The 17,614-nt window shown below is 24.8% G+C and carries 15 protein-coding genes and 1 other annotated feature; of the genes, 7 read left to right on the top strand and 8 right to left on the bottom strand.

Annotated elements, in window-relative coordinates; genetic code table 11:
* Positions 1 to 48: 48 nt before the first annotated feature.
* The gene (locus EQF90_RS07415) at positions 49 to 762 is read left to right on the top strand and encodes a hypothetical protein (protein WP_134711905.1); all 714 of its coding nucleotides are present in this window, start codon (positions 49 to 51) and stop codon (positions 760 to 762) included.
* 229 nt (positions 763 to 991) lie between these two features.
* Here EQF90_RS07415 and EQF90_RS07410 read toward each other — a convergent pair whose 3' ends face one another.
* Complete coding sequence (locus EQF90_RS07410) at positions 992 to 2,590, bottom strand: FAD-binding protein (protein ID WP_134711906.1); 1,599 nt, start codon at positions 2,588 to 2,590, stop codon at positions 992 to 994.
* A gap of 102 nt (positions 2,591 to 2,692) precedes the next feature.
* Between EQF90_RS07410 and EQF90_RS07405 the strand changes: the two genes are divergently transcribed.
* The 3 genes from EQF90_RS07405 to EQF90_RS07395 are packed head-to-tail and all read left to right on the top strand — an operon-like array spanning position 2,693 to position 7,479.
* Complete coding sequence (locus EQF90_RS07405) at positions 2,693 to 3,625, top strand: Abi family protein (RefSeq protein ID WP_134711907.1); 933 nt, start codon at positions 2,693 to 2,695, stop codon at positions 3,623 to 3,625.
* A 1-nt stretch (position 3,626) separates the two neighbouring features.
* The gene (locus EQF90_RS07400) at positions 3,627 to 4,766 is read left to right on the top strand and encodes an exonuclease SbcCD subunit D (protein ID WP_134711908.1); all 1,140 of its coding nucleotides are present in this window, start codon (positions 3,627 to 3,629) and stop codon (positions 4,764 to 4,766) included.
* Positions 4,753 to 7,479 carry an AAA family ATPase gene (locus tag EQF90_RS07395; protein WP_134711909.1) on the top strand — a complete coding sequence of 909 codons (2,727 nt, stop codon included), beginning with the start codon at positions 4,753 to 4,755 and terminating at the stop codon, positions 7,477 to 7,479. The genes EQF90_RS07400 and EQF90_RS07395 overlap by 14 nt, the downstream gene beginning before the upstream one ends.
* Positions 7,480 to 7,785: 306 nt before the next feature.
* Here EQF90_RS07395 and EQF90_RS07390 read toward each other — a convergent pair whose 3' ends face one another.
* From EQF90_RS07390 to EQF90_RS07365, 6 genes are all read right to left on the bottom strand, one after another.
* Positions 7,786 to 9,111 (bottom strand): D-serine ammonia-lyase, encoded by a 1,326-nt coding sequence (locus tag EQF90_RS07390; RefSeq protein ID WP_134711910.1) that lies wholly within the window; start codon positions 9,109 to 9,111, stop codon positions 7,786 to 7,788.
* Between the two features lie 71 nt (positions 9,112 to 9,182).
* Positions 9,183 to 10,811, bottom strand: a complete 1,629-nt coding sequence (locus EQF90_RS07385; protein WP_167604116.1) for a MutS-related protein — start codon at positions 10,809 to 10,811, stop codon at positions 9,183 to 9,185.
* 65 nt (positions 10,812 to 10,876) lie between these two features.
* A complete protein-coding gene (locus EQF90_RS07380) occupies positions 10,877 to 11,347 on the bottom strand; it encodes a DUF1307 domain-containing protein (protein ID WP_134711912.1) in 471 nt (156 codons plus the stop codon).
* A 22-nt stretch (positions 11,348 to 11,369) separates the two neighbouring features.
* Complete coding sequence (locus tag EQF90_RS07375; RefSeq protein ID WP_134711913.1) at positions 11,370 to 11,990, bottom strand: DUF1307 domain-containing protein; 621 nt, start codon at positions 11,988 to 11,990, stop codon at positions 11,370 to 11,372.
* A complete protein-coding gene (locus tag EQF90_RS07370; protein ID WP_167604118.1) occupies positions 11,990 to 12,151 on the bottom strand; it encodes a hypothetical protein in 162 nt (53 codons plus the stop codon). The genes EQF90_RS07375 and EQF90_RS07370 overlap by 1 nt, the downstream gene beginning before the upstream one ends.
* Before the next feature lie 31 nt (positions 12,152 to 12,182).
* Positions 12,183 to 12,839 carry a phosphatase PAP2 family protein gene (locus tag EQF90_RS07365; protein WP_134711914.1) on the bottom strand — a complete coding sequence of 219 codons (657 nt, stop codon included), beginning with the start codon at positions 12,837 to 12,839 and terminating at the stop codon, positions 12,183 to 12,185.
* 169 nt (positions 12,840 to 13,008) lie between these two features.
* On the opposite strand from EQF90_RS07365, the gene EQF90_RS07360 reads away from it, so the two are divergent.
* Together EQF90_RS07360 and galU are read left to right on the top strand one after the other, a co-directional pair.
* Positions 13,009 to 14,391, top strand: a complete 1,383-nt coding sequence (locus EQF90_RS07360; protein ID WP_134711915.1) for a hemolysin family protein — start codon at positions 13,009 to 13,011, stop codon at positions 14,389 to 14,391.
* Positions 14,378 to 15,265 carry a UTP--glucose-1-phosphate uridylyltransferase GalU gene (galU, locus tag EQF90_RS07355; protein WP_134711916.1) on the top strand — a complete coding sequence of 296 codons (888 nt, stop codon included), beginning with the start codon at positions 14,378 to 14,380 and terminating at the stop codon, positions 15,263 to 15,265. Before EQF90_RS07360 ends, galU begins: the two co-directional genes overlap by 14 nt.
* Before the next feature lie 44 nt (positions 15,266 to 15,309).
* On the opposite strand, the gene nth is transcribed toward galU, so the two are convergent.
* Positions 15,310 to 15,966: an endonuclease III gene (gene nth, locus EQF90_RS07350; protein ID WP_134711917.1), complete on the bottom strand. Its 657-nt coding sequence runs from the start codon at positions 15,964 to 15,966 to the stop codon at positions 15,310 to 15,312.
* A gap of 111 nt (positions 15,967 to 16,077) precedes the next feature.
* On the opposite strand from nth, the gene EQF90_RS07345 reads away from it, so the two are divergent.
* The gene (locus tag EQF90_RS07345; protein WP_134711918.1) at positions 16,078 to 17,190 is read left to right on the top strand and encodes an FtsW/RodA/SpoVE family cell cycle protein; all 1,113 of its coding nucleotides are present in this window, start codon (positions 16,078 to 16,080) and stop codon (positions 17,188 to 17,190) included.
* 136 nt (positions 17,191 to 17,326) lie between these two features.
* Positions 17,327 to 17,527, top strand: a binding site (T-box leader).
* Positions 17,528 to 17,614: the final 87 nt, after the last annotated feature.

Here is a 17,614-nt window from a genome sequence, read left to right as displayed (position 1 = left end):
AATGTTATATATTATAAATAACCTATAATATATATAGGAGAGGATGTTATGAAAAAAATTAAAAAATTAAATTTGTTATTTTTTTGTTTCATTATCTTATTAACTTCATGCGGTTTATTTGGTAATAAGACACCAAAGCAAATTAAACAAGGAATAATGAATTACTATAAAAATTATAAAATGTTAGAGTTGGATTTATATATTAAGCAAAAAAATAATAAAGTAAAAAACATTAAAGAAGATTTAAAAGTTAAGCTTAAAATTGATTCAAATAAAAAAATTTTTGCAAATTTAAAAAATCAAGATTTTGTAGCTTCAATCTATTCTGATTTATCTACATTAAATAGTGCTAAATTTTATGTTAATATATTTGGAAAATGGAATAAAATACAACAAGATTTAACCCAAATCATAGATAAGGCAAAAATATCTGGTAAATCAAACGAAGAAAAAATTACTTCTCTAATAAATCAATTATTTGAACGCAAAGCATTTACTGTTTCAAAAGAAAATTCTACTTATGTTTTAGCTACAACTATGGTAAAAATCAAAGAAGAATTATTAGGTGATTTTGATAGAGATTTATTAAAAAAAGATGAAATGTTTAATGATGATAATAAAGTTGAAATTAGAGTAGATGCTTCAAATTATTTTATTAAAGAAATAAAACTATTCAATAAAAATATGCAACTAAATACATCTGAAATTAAGAAAGTTAATGGTGAAATTAAAATTCCAACTGAAGCATTGAATGTAAAATAATTTATCAAATTTTCATAATTTTAGGTATACAAAACTAAAGACACAGTCAAGGGGGGATTTTGGATAAAATGAACCCTTGACTTTGGGTTTGGCAATGTAAATAGAGACCGTAATAATTTTATATATTAGTATATTGATGTTTAAGCAATTTTATTTATTAATCTTTTTAATTTCGGTATTTTTATTTTATCTAATTATGTGAAGCTTAGTATATTAGAGTTTAAAATATCTATATTTTTTCTTTTAATTTTTTTAAGAAAATGATGATAAACTCTTTTAAGTCTGCAACTATACCATAATCACAATTACCAAATATTTTTGCATGTCTATCTGTATTAACTGCAATTATTGTATCAGCATTTATGGCATTTAAGTGGTAAATGGAACCTGATATTCCAAGTGCAAAATAAATCTTGCCATTAAATTTTTTACCGGTAGAACCTATATAGCGTTCATTTGGTAACCATTTAAGTTCTTCTGAAATAGGTTTTGTGCAAGCGATTGTAGCACTGATACTTTTAGCAAGTTTTTCAACTTCTATTATATTATCTTTATCTTCAATTCCTAACCCAAATGAAACAACATTTTCAGCTGACTCTATATTACCGTATAATTTCTCAGAGTTTTTTGAATTTTTTATATCATTTATAATATATTCAATAAGGTTGTCTACGTTTTGTTCTAAATCATTATCTTCGAAAATGATGGATTTTCTTTCTTTTGTGTTTATATCATTTGAGTTTTTATTTAAAATATCTACACATGCAATTTTTTCAATTATTTTATCAGTGATAATTAAATTTATATTTTCTAAATTTGAATTGAAAATATTATTAAAGTTAATATCTTTTTTAGATCTAAGTTCACTTATTAATTTTTCATTATTATAATTTAGCTGAATTTCAAAATTTATAATTTCTAAAGCTAAGTTTTCATTAAATAATTTAGCTAATAATGAATCTTTAGAGGAATCTAAGCCATTTGATTTTATTTCTGCTGCCTTATATGTAAGCAATTTTGCTGCCTCAATATTTGCACTTATTTTTGAAAAACTTTCAAGAATTTTTGAATTATTACTTAAATTTTTAATTTTAGTTAATGACGAAATTATTTTATCATAGTAATCTAGAGAAATACCCAAGTAATGTGCGGCTAATGAAAGATGATTTTCAATAAGTAAATTTATGCAAATTTCATAACCACTATTAAAATCACCTAATACATTCGTCTCCGGTATTTCTACATTATCAAATGAAATATATATATCTTTACCAATATTTTCTATTTTTATTCCATTTAAATCTTTTTCAACAATTAGAAGAGTTAAATTTTTTGATTTATTTTTAGCTAAAACAAGAAATACATCAGCTTCATTTGAATTATATGGAAAATATTTTTTGCCATTAAGTATTAATCTAGTTTTATTTTTAATTATTGATGTTTTTGATTTTTTTAAGTTTAAATTATCTTTTTCTTCCGATAATAGTACTGAAGCAATTAATTCACCATTATCAACAGGAGATAAATATTTTATTTTTTGATTAAAATTGCCATATTTAAATAGTCCATTTATAAAATAATTATTTGAAATAATACTAAATGAGGTATTAGAATTAAATTTAGATATTTCTTGGATTGCTAAAACATGATTTAGATAATCTCTTCCAAAGCTTCCATATATCTTAGGACTATGAAATCCAAACAACTTGTCTTTTTTTAACTTTTTTATTGTTTTTTTTGAGAATGTATTTTTTATTAAAAATTTATTTGTCCAATTTTTTATATTTTTTTCATATTCTACGTATTTTTCTTTTAAACTGTAAAGCATTTCTTCCTCACTTTTTAGATATATATTTATTATACTAAGCAAATATTAAATAATAAAGGATTAATTTTAATATTATGATAAAATGTAGTAAAAGGGGTGCTTATGTCAAATTATTTTAAAACTATAGATGAACAAATTAATATTTTAAAATCAAGAGGATTAGTTATAGATAATGAAGATTATGCAAGGGATATTTTGTTAAGATATAACTATTATAAAATTATAAATGGTACATATAAATTTTTAATTGATAAAAAAACAAATATGTATAAGAAAGGTACAAAATTTAATGATTTGGTAGATTTACATGAGTTTGATAAAGAGTTAAAAAAAATTTTGATAGCAGCTATGTTAGAAATTGAGAGAATTGCCAGAAGTATCATTTCATATAAATTTGTTGAAAAATTTCAAGAACCGGGTGCATATTTAAATCGAAAAAATTTTGATTGTAAAGATTTAGAGCTTGTAAATATTAATATTGAAAGAATGAAGGAATCAATTAAAAAGTTTGAAGAAGAGAAAAATTATAATAGAAGTATAAAATATTATTTGTCAAAATATAATTCTGTACCATTTTGGTTTATTATAAACTTTATGACCTTTGGAAATATAATAAATATATATGAAACTTTTGACTTTTCATTAAAGGAAAAAATAGCAGATGAATTTCAAAAATTTGTTGAAGAAAATATTGAAAAAAATATAGAGGGTCATTTGACCCCATCACAGTTAGAATCATTTTTGAAGAATGCTAAAGATATTAGAAATATTTGTGCTCACGATAATTTAATTTTAGATTTTGAATTTAATCCTATTGAGTATTTTTCGGCTATCCATGAAGTATATGGCATCAATCAAACTTATAAAAGAAATAGATTATTTGATACCGTAGTAGTATTACAAGCATTATTGCCTAAAAAATATTATGTAGAAACTGAAATGAAAATTAAGTATGAAGTTGAAAAATTAAGACAAAATATTGATAAATCAGTATTTGATAAAGTTATGAATCAAGTAGGATATAAAAGAGGTTAAAATGAAGATAATGCATTTGGCAGATTTACACATAGGTAAAAATGTAGACGGATACTCTATGATAGAAGATCAAATTTATGCTTTAAAAGAAATTGTAAATCTATTAGAAAAAGAAGAAGTGGATGTGCTTTTAATCGCAGGAGATATATATCAAAATTCTGTGCCGTCGGCAGAAGCTATTAAGGTTTTTGATGATTTTATAACGTCAGTAAAAAGATTAAATATTAAAATTTTAATTATTAGTGGTAATCATGATTCATCAGAAAGATTGGCATTTGCGTCTGATATTTTATCAAGTGCCGATATATATATTTCCAGACCATATAATAGAGAGATTCAAAAAGTAACTTTTAGTGATAAATATGGAAAAATTAATTTTTATTTATTCCCTTATGTTAAGCCTATTCATGTTAAGCAGTTTTATCCGGAAGAGAAAATTGAAGATTACAGTGATGCAGTAAGAATAGTTTTAGAAAATGTTGAAATTAATAGAAATGAGAGAAATGTAATATTATCACACCAATTTATATTAAATGCGAAACTTTCAGAATCTGAAGAAATATATGCCGGACTTTTAGAAGCTGTGCCGGATTATTACTATGAAAAATTTGATTATATTGCTATGGGACATATTCATAAAAAACAATCATTTTTAAATGGAAAATTGAGATATCCCGGCTCACTATTAAAGTATTCTGCTAGTGAAACAGGTTATGATAAATCTATTACGTTAGTTGATTTTAAGGAAAAGGGAAATATAGAAATATATGAGAAAAAAATTAATTATTTGAGAGATATGAGAACTATTAAAGGTAAATTTGAGGAAATTATAAAGAATTCAATTAATGATAGAAATAAGGATGATTACATTCACCTAGTTTTAGAGGATGAAGATGATATATTAGATGGAATGCAGAAAATCAGAAAAATATATCCAAATACATTAACTATGAAATATATAAATAAAACATATGGAAATGATGATTTTGACAGCTTACAAAAAACTATTAAAAATAAAAATCCTTTGGAAATTTTTGAAGAATTTTATCAACAAAGAACAGGTAAAGATTTAAGTGATGATAAGAAAAAAATTATGAAGGATATAATTGAAAAAATATGGAGTGATAATGAAAATAATTAATCTTACAATGCAAGCATTTGGTCCTTTCAGGGATAAAATAAGCATTGATTTTGATAAATTTAATAATGGAGTATATTTAATAAGTGGAAATACAGGTTCAGGTAAAACTACTATTTTTGATGCGATAACATTTGCATTGTTTGGAGATTCAAGTGGTGGGGAAAGAGATGAAAGTATGATTAGATATATTGCATCAGACCCTAATGTTGAAACTTATGTTCAATTGGAATTTGAATATAAAAGTAAAGTTATTAATATTAGACGTACACCTAAATATGAAAGGGCGAAAAAAAGAGGAGAAGGTTTTACTTCAAAAGGTAGTAAAAAAACAATTATTAAATTATCTGATGGAAAAATAATAGATGATTTAAAGCAAGCAGATCAATTTATAATAAATTTGTTAGGTGTGGATTCTATCCAGTTTAGACAAATAGTTATGTTAGCTCAAGGAAATTTTATGAAATTATTAAAAGCATCAAATGAAGAAAAATCAAGACTCTTTAGAAAAATATTTTTTACGGAAAAGTATAATAAACTGGAATTTGAAATAGCAAATAAACTAAAGGAAATATCTAAAAAAAGAGATGAATTAATTTATATTCGAGAAGAAATTTTTAGTAATTTTAGATATAATTATAAGAATGACGATGAATTTGAAGATTTAAAAAATATTTCTGTTGAAGAAGTGATAAATAATATAGAAAGAGTAAATGTTGAATATAGTACACAATATGAAGTGTTAAATAGAGAAATTGAAAAATTACAAGAAGATATTGACTTAAAGAAACATTCATTGGAAAATGTGAAATCATATAATTTAACAAAAGAGCAAATAATTAAATTAGAAAAAGAATTTAAAAATATAAATAAAAATTTTATTGAGTATAAAGAAAAATATAATAATATCTCAACTATTGAAAATGAAATGGAAAATATAAATGCGAATATAAACTTGCTTAATATTGAAAAGGATAAATTTACTAAATTAAATGAAATTACAAATAAAATAGAATCTGAACAAAAAAATAATGAAAATATATATCAAAATTTAGTCTTGAAAAAGGAAGATATATATAACATTGATATTAAAATTTTGCATATAGAAAACTTTTTAAAAGAAAATAAAAATATTGAAAAACAAATATCTGATAATAAGCTAAAAATAAAAGATTTAGAATTATCTATTGAGCGTTTAGGAAAGTATATAGAAATAATAAATAATATACTAAAAGAAACAAATAATAAAGATAATTTAATAATAGACTATGAAAAGTTGAAGCCGATTATTAAAGAGAAACAATCAAAATATGAAGAAGCAGAAGAGATATTTTTTGAATCCCAAGCAGGCATTTTAGCAAAAAATTTAGAAAAAGGTAGACCTTGTCCGGTCTGTGGTTCTATAGAACATCCTAAATTAGCAATTTTTAAGGACGACTTACCTGATAAAAAATCTGTAGAAAAATTAAAAAAATATTTTGAAAAATCTCGAAAAGAACTAGAAAACTTAAAAAATGAAATAAATTCTTCCGATAAAACTATTAGTATATATAATAAGCAAATTTCAGAATTTGAGGAATATAAAGATTTAAATAACAATGAATCACTAATTTTAAGTGAAAAATTAAATAATGATTATAATTTATTGAAAAACGAAAAATCAAATTTAGAAAATATAAAAAAACTAATTGATGAGAAAATTTATGAAAAGGAAAGAATTTTAATAAGTAAGAAAAATTTTGAAAATGAATTAAAAGAATTAAATGATGATTTGATTAAAAATGAACAAAATATTAAAAATTTAAATGAACAAAAATTTGAAGAAAGTATCAAATTAGGAAATAAATCAGAAATAGATGTTGAAAATGAAATAGATAGATTAGTTCAAAATAAAAATATTCTTACGATGGAAATAAAAGATGTGAGAGATAAATATTTTGAATATTCAAAATATTATACAGAAATTTCTAAAACATTAGATATACTAAAATCACAACTTGATGAAAAATATAATATTGATATTAATGGTTTGGAAAGTGAATTGAAGGGATTGGAAATTCAATTAAAAGATAAAAATATGAAATTATCCGATATTCATTTTAATTTGGAAAATAATAAAACACAATTGAAAAAATTGAAAAGTAATTCAGATAGTTTTAAGAGTGTAGAAAATAAATATTTAAGTATACTTGAACTTAATGATGTTATTAAAGGTAAAGTTAGTGGTACATCAAGAATTAAGTTTGAAACCTTTGTACAAACAATATTTTTGGATGAGATTTTGTATCATGCAAATTTGAGGTTTAATAAGATGACTAATGAAAAGTATAGTTTAAGGAGAAAGACTGAAGCAAGTAATCTTATGGAACAGTGGGGATTGGATTTAGAGGTAGTAGACCATCATAATAAAAGTCAAAGAGATATAAATACATTATCAGGGGGAGAATCATTTCAAGCTGCATTATCACTTGCATTGGGATTATCAGATGTAGTTCAAATGCAAAGAGGGGGTATTGAATTAAATTCAATGTTTATTGATGAAGGATTTGGAACATTAGATAGAGATACACTTTCCAAAGTTATGTCTACATTATTCGATATTAGTCAAGATAATAAATTAATAGGTATAATTTCTCACGTGGAAATGCTTAAAGAGCAAATAGATAAGAAAATAATAGTGGAAAAGTCTGTTGATGGAATTTCTAGAGTAATTTAATATTTAAAACATAAAAAAGGAGCTTTGGGCTCCTTTATTTACTCGATCGATGTCACCTATGAATTTATAAATATGGGTGAGAGTAATCCATAGAGATAAAATTATAAATTCAATATACTATTGACAGCTCTAAATAGCATGGTATCTAAGATGGCGGTGACTCCACCTTAAACAAACACTTCTTTTAGAGAGGACTAAAGGAAGTGTTAGTGATATCAACTCCATATTTATATATTACAACAGATTTTATAATTTGTTAATGTCATTATTGTTACAAAAATTTAATACTTTTTTAAAAAAATGGTACTATTTTGAAAGGTATTCATTCATAACATCTTCAGGGACTAAATTTCCACCGGTTGCCCAACAAATGTGAGTAATATTATCTAATTTATCCATTAAATTATGATTTTCCAAATATTCTTTTGCGTTTTCATAATTAAATAAATCAACAGCACCATCAATTGATGCACATGAAGATGGTTCAATTCTTATATCTTCTAATTCATTTAATTTTTTCAAATGTTCAAATAATACATCATCATTACAAGTGAATATACCGCTTAGAAGTGTTTCCATTGTGAATCCTGAGAATTTTGATGGTCTTGCTACGGATAATCCATCAGCTTCTGTAATACCGTCAATTCCTAAATCATGTACAGAAACTTCAGAGTGTAATTTAGTGGATGCTCCAATTAAGAAACTTGGAATGTGTGTAGTTTCAACAAAAAATGCGTGAACATTATCTCCTAAAACCTTTCTAAATCCAAATGCAACACCTCCTGATGATCCACCTACCCCGCATGGCATGTATAAGAATATAGGATGGTTTTCATCAACTTTTATATTCATTTCTTCCAATTGTTTTTTTACTCTTAATGCAGCTACAGAATATCCTTTAAATAATGTTTTAGAGTTCTCATCATCAACAAAATAACTATAAGGATCTTTAATAGAAATTTCTCTTGCTTGAGTTATTGCACTAGAAAATTCTCCATCATATTCTATAACAGTTGCACCTTTATTTCTTAAGTGAGTTTTTTTCCATTCTTTAGCATCATTTGACATGTGTACTATTGTATTAAAACCTAATGCAGCTCCCATTACTCCAACTGAAATTCCTAAATTACCGGTAGAAGCAACTTGAACTGTATATTTTGAAAATAATTTTTTAAAATTTTTATCTGAAAATTGACTATAATCTTTTGAATCGTCTATTAAATTATTTTCTTTTGCTAAAGTCTCAGCAAAAACTAAAACTTCATATAATCCACCTCTAGCTTTTATAGAACCACAAACAGGTAAGTGAGAATCAAGTTTTAGGTATAAGTTTCCTTTTAAGTTTTTTTCATCCTTATATTTTTTTTCTAAATTTTCTAAGTGTACTAAAGGAGATTCTAATATTCCTTTTGATTCTTCAACACCTTCAACAGCCGAAAAAAGTTTTACCATCAATGGTGCAAATCTTTTCATTCTCTTTTCAGCATCAATTATATCGTCTATAGTAAATTCAACATTTGCCCATGCTTTTTCACCTGTTTCTCTATCTGGATTTATCCAAACTGTTGGCTCTAAATTTGCAACTTTTTCTAGTAGAGGATTAATTGAAATTAATTCTTCTTTTGTATGCATTTTATTTACTCCTTAATTAATATCTACAAATATATATTTTATCAATAAATTTCTAAAATATAAATACTTTATTAAGATAATACTTCTTTTTTAGAATGTTCTACTATTTCTTTAGGAAAATTCATTATTTCTAGTAATTTTATTGCATTTTTTGTTTTAGATGCACCTTTATGTACTTTATAATCAAATATTAAATTATTATTATCTGTAAATGATTCTCTGAAATGTAAATTTACAAGCTTATTTTCAAACTTTTGAGTCAACTCAATATCATGTGTAGCTATAAATGAAAGAACATTTTTATCAATAAAATATTCAATAATACTTGAAGATGCTGCAATTCTTTCTGTAGTATTTGTACCTTTTAGTATTTCATCAATAAAATAATATGATTTATTAATCGCTATATCGTTCATAATTCTTTTTAAGGATTTGATTTCTGCAATAAAATAGCTTTCTCCAGAATCTATATTGTCTTTTATAGCCATTGAGGTTAATACATTTTCCGGTTTTAAAATAAATTCAGAAGCTAATGCCATATAAATTGTTTGAGAAAATATTATATTAATGGCAACAGATTTTACATATGTAGATTTTCCTGATGCATTAGATCCTGAAATCAAGATATTTTCTTTCCAATCTACATCATTTTTTATAGGATTTTTGATAAGTGGGTGGTATATGTTTTTTCCATAAACTTCATATTTTTTTGAAAAACTAGGAATACAATAATCTTTTACAATATTTTTAAAATTTAATATAGCTATTCCTGATTCAACATCACCTAAATTTTTCCATAAATCAAAAATTTCAGTTTTATTTTTAGATATTTCTTTTAATGCAAGTTTATGAAAAATAAGTTGAGTCATAAATATTTTATTTAAGAAATATGCTAAAAAATCAACAGACGAAGAAGCATGTGATTCGGCAACTAAAATCATTTTAGTTAGTTTATTTAATTTTGATATATTTTGTTTTATTTTATTTGTAATTTGTAAATTAAATTTTGAAATTTTTTTAGCAGTTTTAACTACACTAATAATGTAATTAATATTGTTAAAATCAGATTCGGTATTAAGTTTTTTATAATATGAAAAACCGGCATTAATTGCTAAAGATGGTAATAAAAATGCTATAAAAGTTTCAGATATAAAAAAATATCCTAATAGTATAAAAATAGGAAGCAAGCCTAAGATTATATATAAATAAACTTCATAAAACTTTTTAGACTTAGCATTATCCACAAATTCCAATACTTTGTTATTTTCAAATTTACCTAATTTGTAAAAATTATATTGTGTTTTAATCCTATCTTTATCATATTTAGAATAATAATTTTGAATGTTTTCAAAAATTTCTTTATCTTCTTTTGAGGGATTTAAATTTCTTAATCTGTAATATAATATGGCACTTCCAACACTTGAATAAGTAGTATTAATCTTATTAAATATTTTAGTCATATCTAAATCATTCCATGTTAAATCATCGATATAGGTATTTGAATTTGAATATTTTTTTAATGTATAGTAAGAATAATTTAAAAATTCTTCATTTTCTGGAGGTGAAAATTCATAAAATCTATATTTTCCCCATGAAGAAGAGATTTTTTTGATTATATATTTATAATTAGCTATCGCAGAAAATATGATAATAGAAGCTGAAATAGCTAAAAATATAAAAATTTCAGTCAAATTTTCCATGGTATTCCTTTCAAAAAAATGATGTCGCAAAAACACAAGGTTAGGTTGCCACATCATTTTAAATTTTATTTTTTTTCTATTTTCCATCCATTTTCTTTAAGCTTATTTAATATGTTATTTAAATTAATATTTTTTTCTTCAGATGCTTCAGATGGTAATAATTGATTATCTATCAAGCTTTTAATATTTTCTTTACTGCTTAAATCTAAATTTAATATTTCTTTTATTTCTTTGTCATACTTTGAAAAATTGTATTTTAATCCTTTTATACTTTTTTGAGTATCTTCAAATTTTTTTGCTATTTTTTCAATATTTTCAAGAGTTTTAGAATCGATTTTATCTAATTTTAATATATTTGTATGAATTATTTTAGAAACCTTATCTCCATTTTTAAAATATTCTATTTTAGTTTTTTTCCCATCTTGTTCATAAGTTGCAATAGCATCAGCATTAGTATTTATTGTCTTATTTGAACAAGCACTTAATGAAAAAATCATAAATATTGATAATGATATTGAAATTATTTTTTTCCACATATATTTAATTTATACTCCTTAATTATCTTCTTTCTACATTAAATCCAGCTTTTTCGAATTGATTTAATATCTTATCCAATTGAATTTGAGTAGTACCTTTTTCAACTGCTATTAATCTTGAAGCTATTAGATTTTTTAATATTTCAGGATTATCTACATGCATGACTAAAACCTCATGAAGATTATTATTTTCGATATTAACGGAATACTCTATACCTTTTATTTTAGAATACTTTTGTTTAGTTGGTTCTATGTTTTCCTTAAAAATTTTTACAGTTTCCGGATCAAATTTAGATAAATCTGCATCCGTTATTTGTTCAACTTTTGTAACAATATTATTAATTGCATAATAATTTGTTTTAGTTACAGAACCATTTTTATCAGAGGTGACAATTCCTTTTAATTCTTCTTTTCCTAATTTTTCTGAATTAGTTTCTTTTTTATTATCAATCTTATTTTCTGAATTGGTTTCTTTTTTAGTATCCTTTTTATTTTCTGAATTAGTTTCTTTTTTCACTTCCGACTTAGTATCTTTTTTTATTTCTATTTTTGTTTCTTGTATATTTTTTACATTATTTTTGCCACAAGCTACTAGTGAAACTAACGCAAATGAAAGAATTAACAATTTAAATTTTAATTTCATTATTTATCCTTTTTTTCTTTTTCGTCTTCTTTTTCTAAGTCTTCTTTTTCTAAGTCTTCTTTTTCTAAATTACCTTCTTGTTTTTCTGTAATTTCTTGATCTAATTCAACTTCTTTTTCAATTATTAGATCATTTTCCATTTTTTGTCTATTTATATCCATAACATTCTCCTTTTTCTTTTATTATATCATATCAATTCTTTGATTTTGTTAAAAATATCAATTCAATTGCTAAATAATTTAAAAATGCATGCAAAAATCCGAAAGGAATATCTAAAAATACGTGTTGTTTTACTAAAACAGTTGTAGCACATACTAATGTCATATATGCAATTAATAGTATTTTAGCAATGTTATTAAATTTTATTTTTAATAAGTAGAAAATTCCCAAGCTCATTACACATACGTGCATAGAAGGGGCTCCGGAATATGTGCCGTCAATTAAATATGTTTGTTTGATTAGTTGAGAAAAAATATCATTTCCTAAAAGATTAATATCATATCGTGGCACATATGTTTGAAATAACATAAATACAATATAAGCTGTTATTTGAGCTAAAAATAGCGATAAAATCAATTTTTTGTATTCGTTAAAATTCCTTTTATAGATTATATAAGCTGCAACTATTAATGCTGGGATATAGGTATGATATGGAATTATAAACTCTTTTATAAGAGGAATCATATCATCTAATGGTATTTTAATGTTTCTAACTGTACCAAATGGTCTATTGAATAATTCATATGTTGCCGCACAAAATAATATATAAATGATTAGCCATGAGAAAGCATATTTTTTCTCAAATAGTATATTTTTTATTTTTAAAATTGTAGATGTTTTTTGTTTCATATTTCTCCTAAATAAATTGTAATAATATTCATAAATATAATATCAACTTTAATGTAATAATTTCAAGTAAAATAAAAAAATTGTAATAATAGTAGTCTATTTGAAAATTGAATAAAGCTTATTATTGTGATATTATAATGTAAAAATATAAAGATTATTTGGAGGAAATATGGAATTACCGCAGGCCGTTCAAGATATTCATCTCTATAGCGGATCATTAACAGGATATATAATATTATCTATAATTTTAGTTTTAATAAATGCTTTTTTATCAGCATCTGAACTTGCAATATCTTCGGTAGATCAGAATTTACTTGAAGAAAAATCATCAGACGGGGATATAAGAGCAAAAAAAATATTATTGATTTTGGAAAATCAGACTAAGTTTTTGTCAGTAATGCATTTAGTATCTACTTTAGTGTCGTTTTTAAATGTTACACTTACCGCTTTATTGATTTCGCCAAGATTAGCGTTATATTTTAACAAAATTAATATACCTTATCCGTTGTTATTAGCACAAATATTAGTTACTTTGATTTTAACCTTGGTTATAATAATATTTGGAGAATTGATTCCTAGAAGAATTGCTTTTGGAAATATTGAAAGTTTTGCAAAATTCTCCATAGGTTTTGTGTCTTTAATTATATTTATTTTTAAGCCGATAGTTTGGTTTATATCAGGTATAACAAAAGTGTTCATGAAGATTTTAGGCATTGAAACTGATGAATTAGATTCTAAAATTACAATTAATGATATTAAGTCCTTAGTACAATTAGGTCATTCACAGGGCGTGATAGATAAAGTTGAAAGTGAAATGATTAATTCGGTAATAAGTTTTGATGAGACTTACGCAGAAGAGATAATGACTCCTCGTACGGAAGTTTTTATGATAGACATTAATGATGAATTTGTAAATTACAAAGATGATATGATGTCTTTAAAATATTCCAGGATCCCGGTTTATGAGGATGATGTAGATAACATAAAAGGAATTCTATATTTAAAAGATTATCTTTTGGAAAGTTATAGTGTTGGTTTTGAAAATGTTGATATAAAGAAAATTTTAAAGCCGGCGTATTTTGTACCTGAAAGAAAAAATATAAATGAATTATTTTCGGAGTTACAAACAAATAATAAATATATGGCACTACTTATTGATGAATATGGCGGATTTGCAGGAATTGTAACTATGGAAGATTTGATTGAAGAAATAGTAGGTAATATAGATGATGAATATGATTATGATGAGCCTGAATTAATTGAAATATCAGATGATGTGTATAAAGTTGTTGCATCTATTTCTATAAAAGATTTTAACAATCAAACAGGAAGTCAAATAGATGATGATTCGGAAGATTACGACACTATAGGAGGATTTATAATTTATCATTTAGGATACATACCCGAAGATGGGGAAAAACCTTCATTTGATTTTGAAAATTTGAGAGTGGAAGTATTGGAAGTAAAAGATAAAAGGATAGTAGAAGCTAAAATTACAGTGTTTGATGAGTTTACTCATAAAAAAGAGGACGGAGAAAATGAAGACAAATAATTTAAATGTAAAAAAGGCTGTAGTACCAGTTGCAGGATTTGGAACTAGATTTTTACCATTTACAAAGGCTGTTCCAAAAGAAATGTTGCCGATAGTAGATATTCCTACTATTCAATTAATTGTTGAAGAATTAGTAGAATCCGGCATTGAAGAAATTTTATTCATTACAAATAGAAATAAGCATGAAATAGAAGATCATTTTGATTATACAATTGAATTAGAACACTCTCTTCAAAAAAATGGAAAAGAGAAAGAATATGAAGCTATTAGAAAAATTGCAGATCAAGCTAATTTTTATTATAAAAGACAAAAAGAAACTAAAGGATTAGGACATGCTATTTTACAAGCAAAAGAATTTGTAGGTAATGATGCATTTGCTGTTGTTTTAGGTGATGATATTGTTTATAATCCTAAACAACCAGCTATTGGGCAACTTATTGAAAAATTTAATAAAGTAGAAAAAAGTGTTGTTGGATGTAAAAAAGTTCCTATAAGAGAAATTGATAAATATGGAGCGATAGAAGCTGATAAATTAGATGATAGAACATATAAAATAAAATGGTGTGTTGAAAAACCAAAGCCAGAGGAAGCACCATCAGATGTTGCTATATTAGGAAGATATGTTTTTACTAAGGATATCTTTAAATATATTGAAGAAACAAAACCAGGAAAAGGTGGAGAAATTCAAATTACAGATGCAATTGATTTGCTTGCTAAAAATGAAGGTGTTTTGGGTTATATCTATAATGGAAAAAGATATGATATTGGTAGTAAAATTGGATTTTTAGAAGCAACTGTTGAATATGCTTTAAGAGATAATGAACTTAAAGATGAATTTAGAGAATATCTAAAAGGTATATGTAAAGAATTGTAAAATTAAATCGACAATGTATCGCATTTGAAATACATTGTCGATTTTTATTTGTCTAAATTCAGCATTTTTCTGCAATGTAAGCTAATGTGCTTTATTGGGTCATTTTCACAATCTGGATTTCTTGATTTTGAAATTCTTCTTCCATAAAAAATTAAAACATGATGAGCTTTAGACCAATCTTTTTTAGGTATAAGTTCCATAAGTTGTTTTTCGGTATCTAATACATTTTCAGAGTTTACAAGCCCAATTCTGTTGGCGGTTCTGTGTACATGTGTATCAACAGCAATTGCGGGTATACCAAAAGCTACAGACATTACAACATTTGCTGTTTTTCTTCCTACACCTGGCAATTTAATAAGATTTTCTCTATTGTTCGGGACTTTTCCGTTAAAATCTGAAACTAAAATTTCGCACATTTTTTTTAAGTTCTTTGCTTTATTTTTATATAGGCCTAATGATTTTATCTCGTTTTCAATGTCCTTAATGTCAGCATTAATGTAATCTTCAGGAATGTGATATTTTTTAAAAAGACTTGAAGTTACAATATTTACACGTTCATCAGTACATTGAGCAGATAGCATAACGGCAATTAAAAGTTCAAATTCGTTTGAAAAATTTAATTCGGCTTTTGCATCAGGAAAGTAATCATATAAAATTTGTAATGCTTCCAGTTTTTCTTTTTTTGATAATTTATTTTTCATTTAAACTCCTGTAAAATTTTACTTTTTTTTAATTATTATTTGGTCTATAATAAATTATATCATAAAAAAATAATACAAATTATTTTGTAGTTATATCAAGGAGTTTCATTAATGTTTAATTTTTCGTGGAAAAATATAAAAAAATTAGATTTCATATTACTCTTTTCACTAATTATACTGGTTGTATTTGGACTTGTAGTATTAAATGCTGCGATAACACCGGTAGGAAGGACTATTAAATCTCAGATTATATCGACTATATTTGGATTTATAGGGATGGGTTTTATATTTATATTAAATTTGGATATATTCAAGAAATTAAAGTGGCTAATTTACATTGTTTCAGTTGGATTAATTCTTATGACAATATTTTTTGGATATGGTGGAGATAGTTGGGGGGCTAATTTATGGTTAAGGATTGGACCGATAAATTTACAACCCAGCGAAATATCAAAAGTATTACATATATTATTTTTGTCGATTTTATTAGGAGAGAATAAAAATAATATAAATAGTTGGAAATTTATTTTTAAATACTTAATTTTAGCTTTATTTCCAGTAGGCTTGATAATTGTTCAAAGAGATTTAGGTACAGCTATGGTTGTTTTATTTATAGTTGTTTCAATGCTTTTTGTTTCAGGATTAAAATGGAAAAAAATCGGTATATTACTAGGAGTTGCGATTTTAGCTCTTGTAATAAGTCTTCCGTTTATATGGTCAAATCTTGCAGGATATGCAAAGGACAGGATTTTAGATTTTAAGGATTCATCCAGAAATTTATCAACATCAACACATCAAACTGATAGAGGTTTAATCGCCTTAGGCTCTGGACAATTATTAGGAAGAGGATATAAATCCGGGCCATTTTCTCAAAATAGATACATACCGGAGCAACATACAGATTTTATATTTCCTGTGCTGGTAGAGGACTTTGGATTTTTAGGTGGAGCTTTTGCTATGCTGCTTTATTTTATTATATTCACCAGAATGGTTTTAATAGCATATAAATCAGATGATCTCTATCATACTACATTTGTTATAGGGGTATTAGCACTCTTATTTGTACACGTATTTGAAAATATGGGGATGACTATGAAAATTATGCCTGTAACGGGTATCCCGCTTCCATTTTTCTCGCATGGGGGAACATTCCAATTAATTAATTTATTATTGATGGGATTTGTCCTTTCAATCAGTATGAATAAGAAATCATTAGAATTTTAACTATATTTATATAAATTTATTTGTTTTAATTTGACAGGAAAACTTAAAATGTATAAATTAAATGATTTAAAATACTGCTAAACAAAATATTAAAAAATTGACAAAATCATGAAAAATATATATTATTAAAATGATATGAAAATCTGAGACTAAGACAGTAATTAATTGTGGATGAATAGAGAGATCTTGTTAGCTGAAAAAGATACTGAAGCTATTAATGAAAATCACTTATGAGATAATTTCCTGAAATAATTAAGGAAATTCGCTTGGCGGCGTTATGCTATGAGGCTATTATAAATAGTAAATTTGGGTGGTACCACGGATTTTCGTCCCTGCATTTTGCAGGGATTTTTTTATGACGTAACTTTGTCGCTCAGACGATGCGAAGCATCGACTGAAGACAAAAGTACGTCAAACGCAAAGC

It is taken from the genome of Helcococcus ovis, from assembly GCF_004524775.2.
GTDB classification, from domain to species: Bacteria; Bacillota; Clostridia; order Tissierellales; family Peptoniphilaceae; genus Helcococcus; species Helcococcus ovis.
This window is presented reverse-complemented; position numbering and strand designations above follow the sequence as displayed.

Excerpts from the sequence above, each read along its gene's own strand:
- EQF90_RS07405 (WP_134711907.1), top strand. The coding sequence starts at position 2,693 with ATGTCAAATTATTTTAAAACTATAGATGAACAAATTAATATTTTAAAA.
- galU (WP_134711916.1), top strand. The coding sequence starts at position 14,378 with ATGAAGACAAATAATTTAAATGTAAAAAAGGCTGTAGTACCAGTTGCA.
- nth (WP_134711917.1), bottom strand. The coding sequence starts at position 15,966 with ATGAAAAATAAATTATCAAAAAAAGAAAAACTGGAAGCATTACAAATT.
- EQF90_RS07385 (WP_167604116.1), bottom strand. The coding sequence starts at position 10,811 with ATGGAAAATTTGACTGAAATTTTTATATTTTTAGCTATTTCAGCTTCT.
- EQF90_RS07360 (WP_134711915.1), top strand. The coding sequence starts at position 13,009 with ATGGAATTACCGCAGGCCGTTCAAGATATTCATCTCTATAGCGGATCA.
- EQF90_RS07365 (WP_134711914.1), bottom strand. The coding sequence starts at position 12,839 with ATGAAACAAAAAACATCTACAATTTTAAAAATAAAAAATATACTATTT.
- EQF90_RS07345 (WP_134711918.1), top strand. The coding sequence starts at position 16,078 with ATGTTTAATTTTTCGTGGAAAAATATAAAAAAATTAGATTTCATATTA.
- EQF90_RS07375 (WP_134711913.1), bottom strand. The coding sequence starts at position 11,990 with ATGAAATTAAAATTTAAATTGTTAATTCTTTCATTTGCGTTAGTTTCA.
- EQF90_RS07370 (WP_167604118.1), bottom strand. The coding sequence starts at position 12,151 with ATGGATATAAATAGACAAAAAATGGAAAATGATCTAATAATTGAAAAA.
- EQF90_RS07400 (WP_134711908.1), top strand. The coding sequence starts at position 3,627 with ATGAAGATAATGCATTTGGCAGATTTACACATAGGTAAAAATGTAGAC.
- EQF90_RS07380 (WP_134711912.1), bottom strand. The coding sequence starts at position 11,347 with ATGTGGAAAAAAATAATTTCAATATCATTATCAATATTTATGATTTTT.
- EQF90_RS07415 (WP_134711905.1), top strand. The coding sequence starts at position 49 with ATGAAAAAAATTAAAAAATTAAATTTGTTATTTTTTTGTTTCATTATC.
- EQF90_RS07410 (WP_134711906.1), bottom strand. The coding sequence starts at position 2,590 with ATGCTTTACAGTTTAAAAGAAAAATACGTAGAATATGAAAAAAATATA.
- EQF90_RS07390 (WP_134711910.1), bottom strand. The coding sequence starts at position 9,111 with ATGCATACAAAAGAAGAATTAATTTCAATTAATCCTCTACTAGAAAAA.
- EQF90_RS07395 (WP_134711909.1), top strand. The coding sequence starts at position 4,753 with ATGAAAATAATTAATCTTACAATGCAAGCATTTGGTCCTTTCAGGGAT.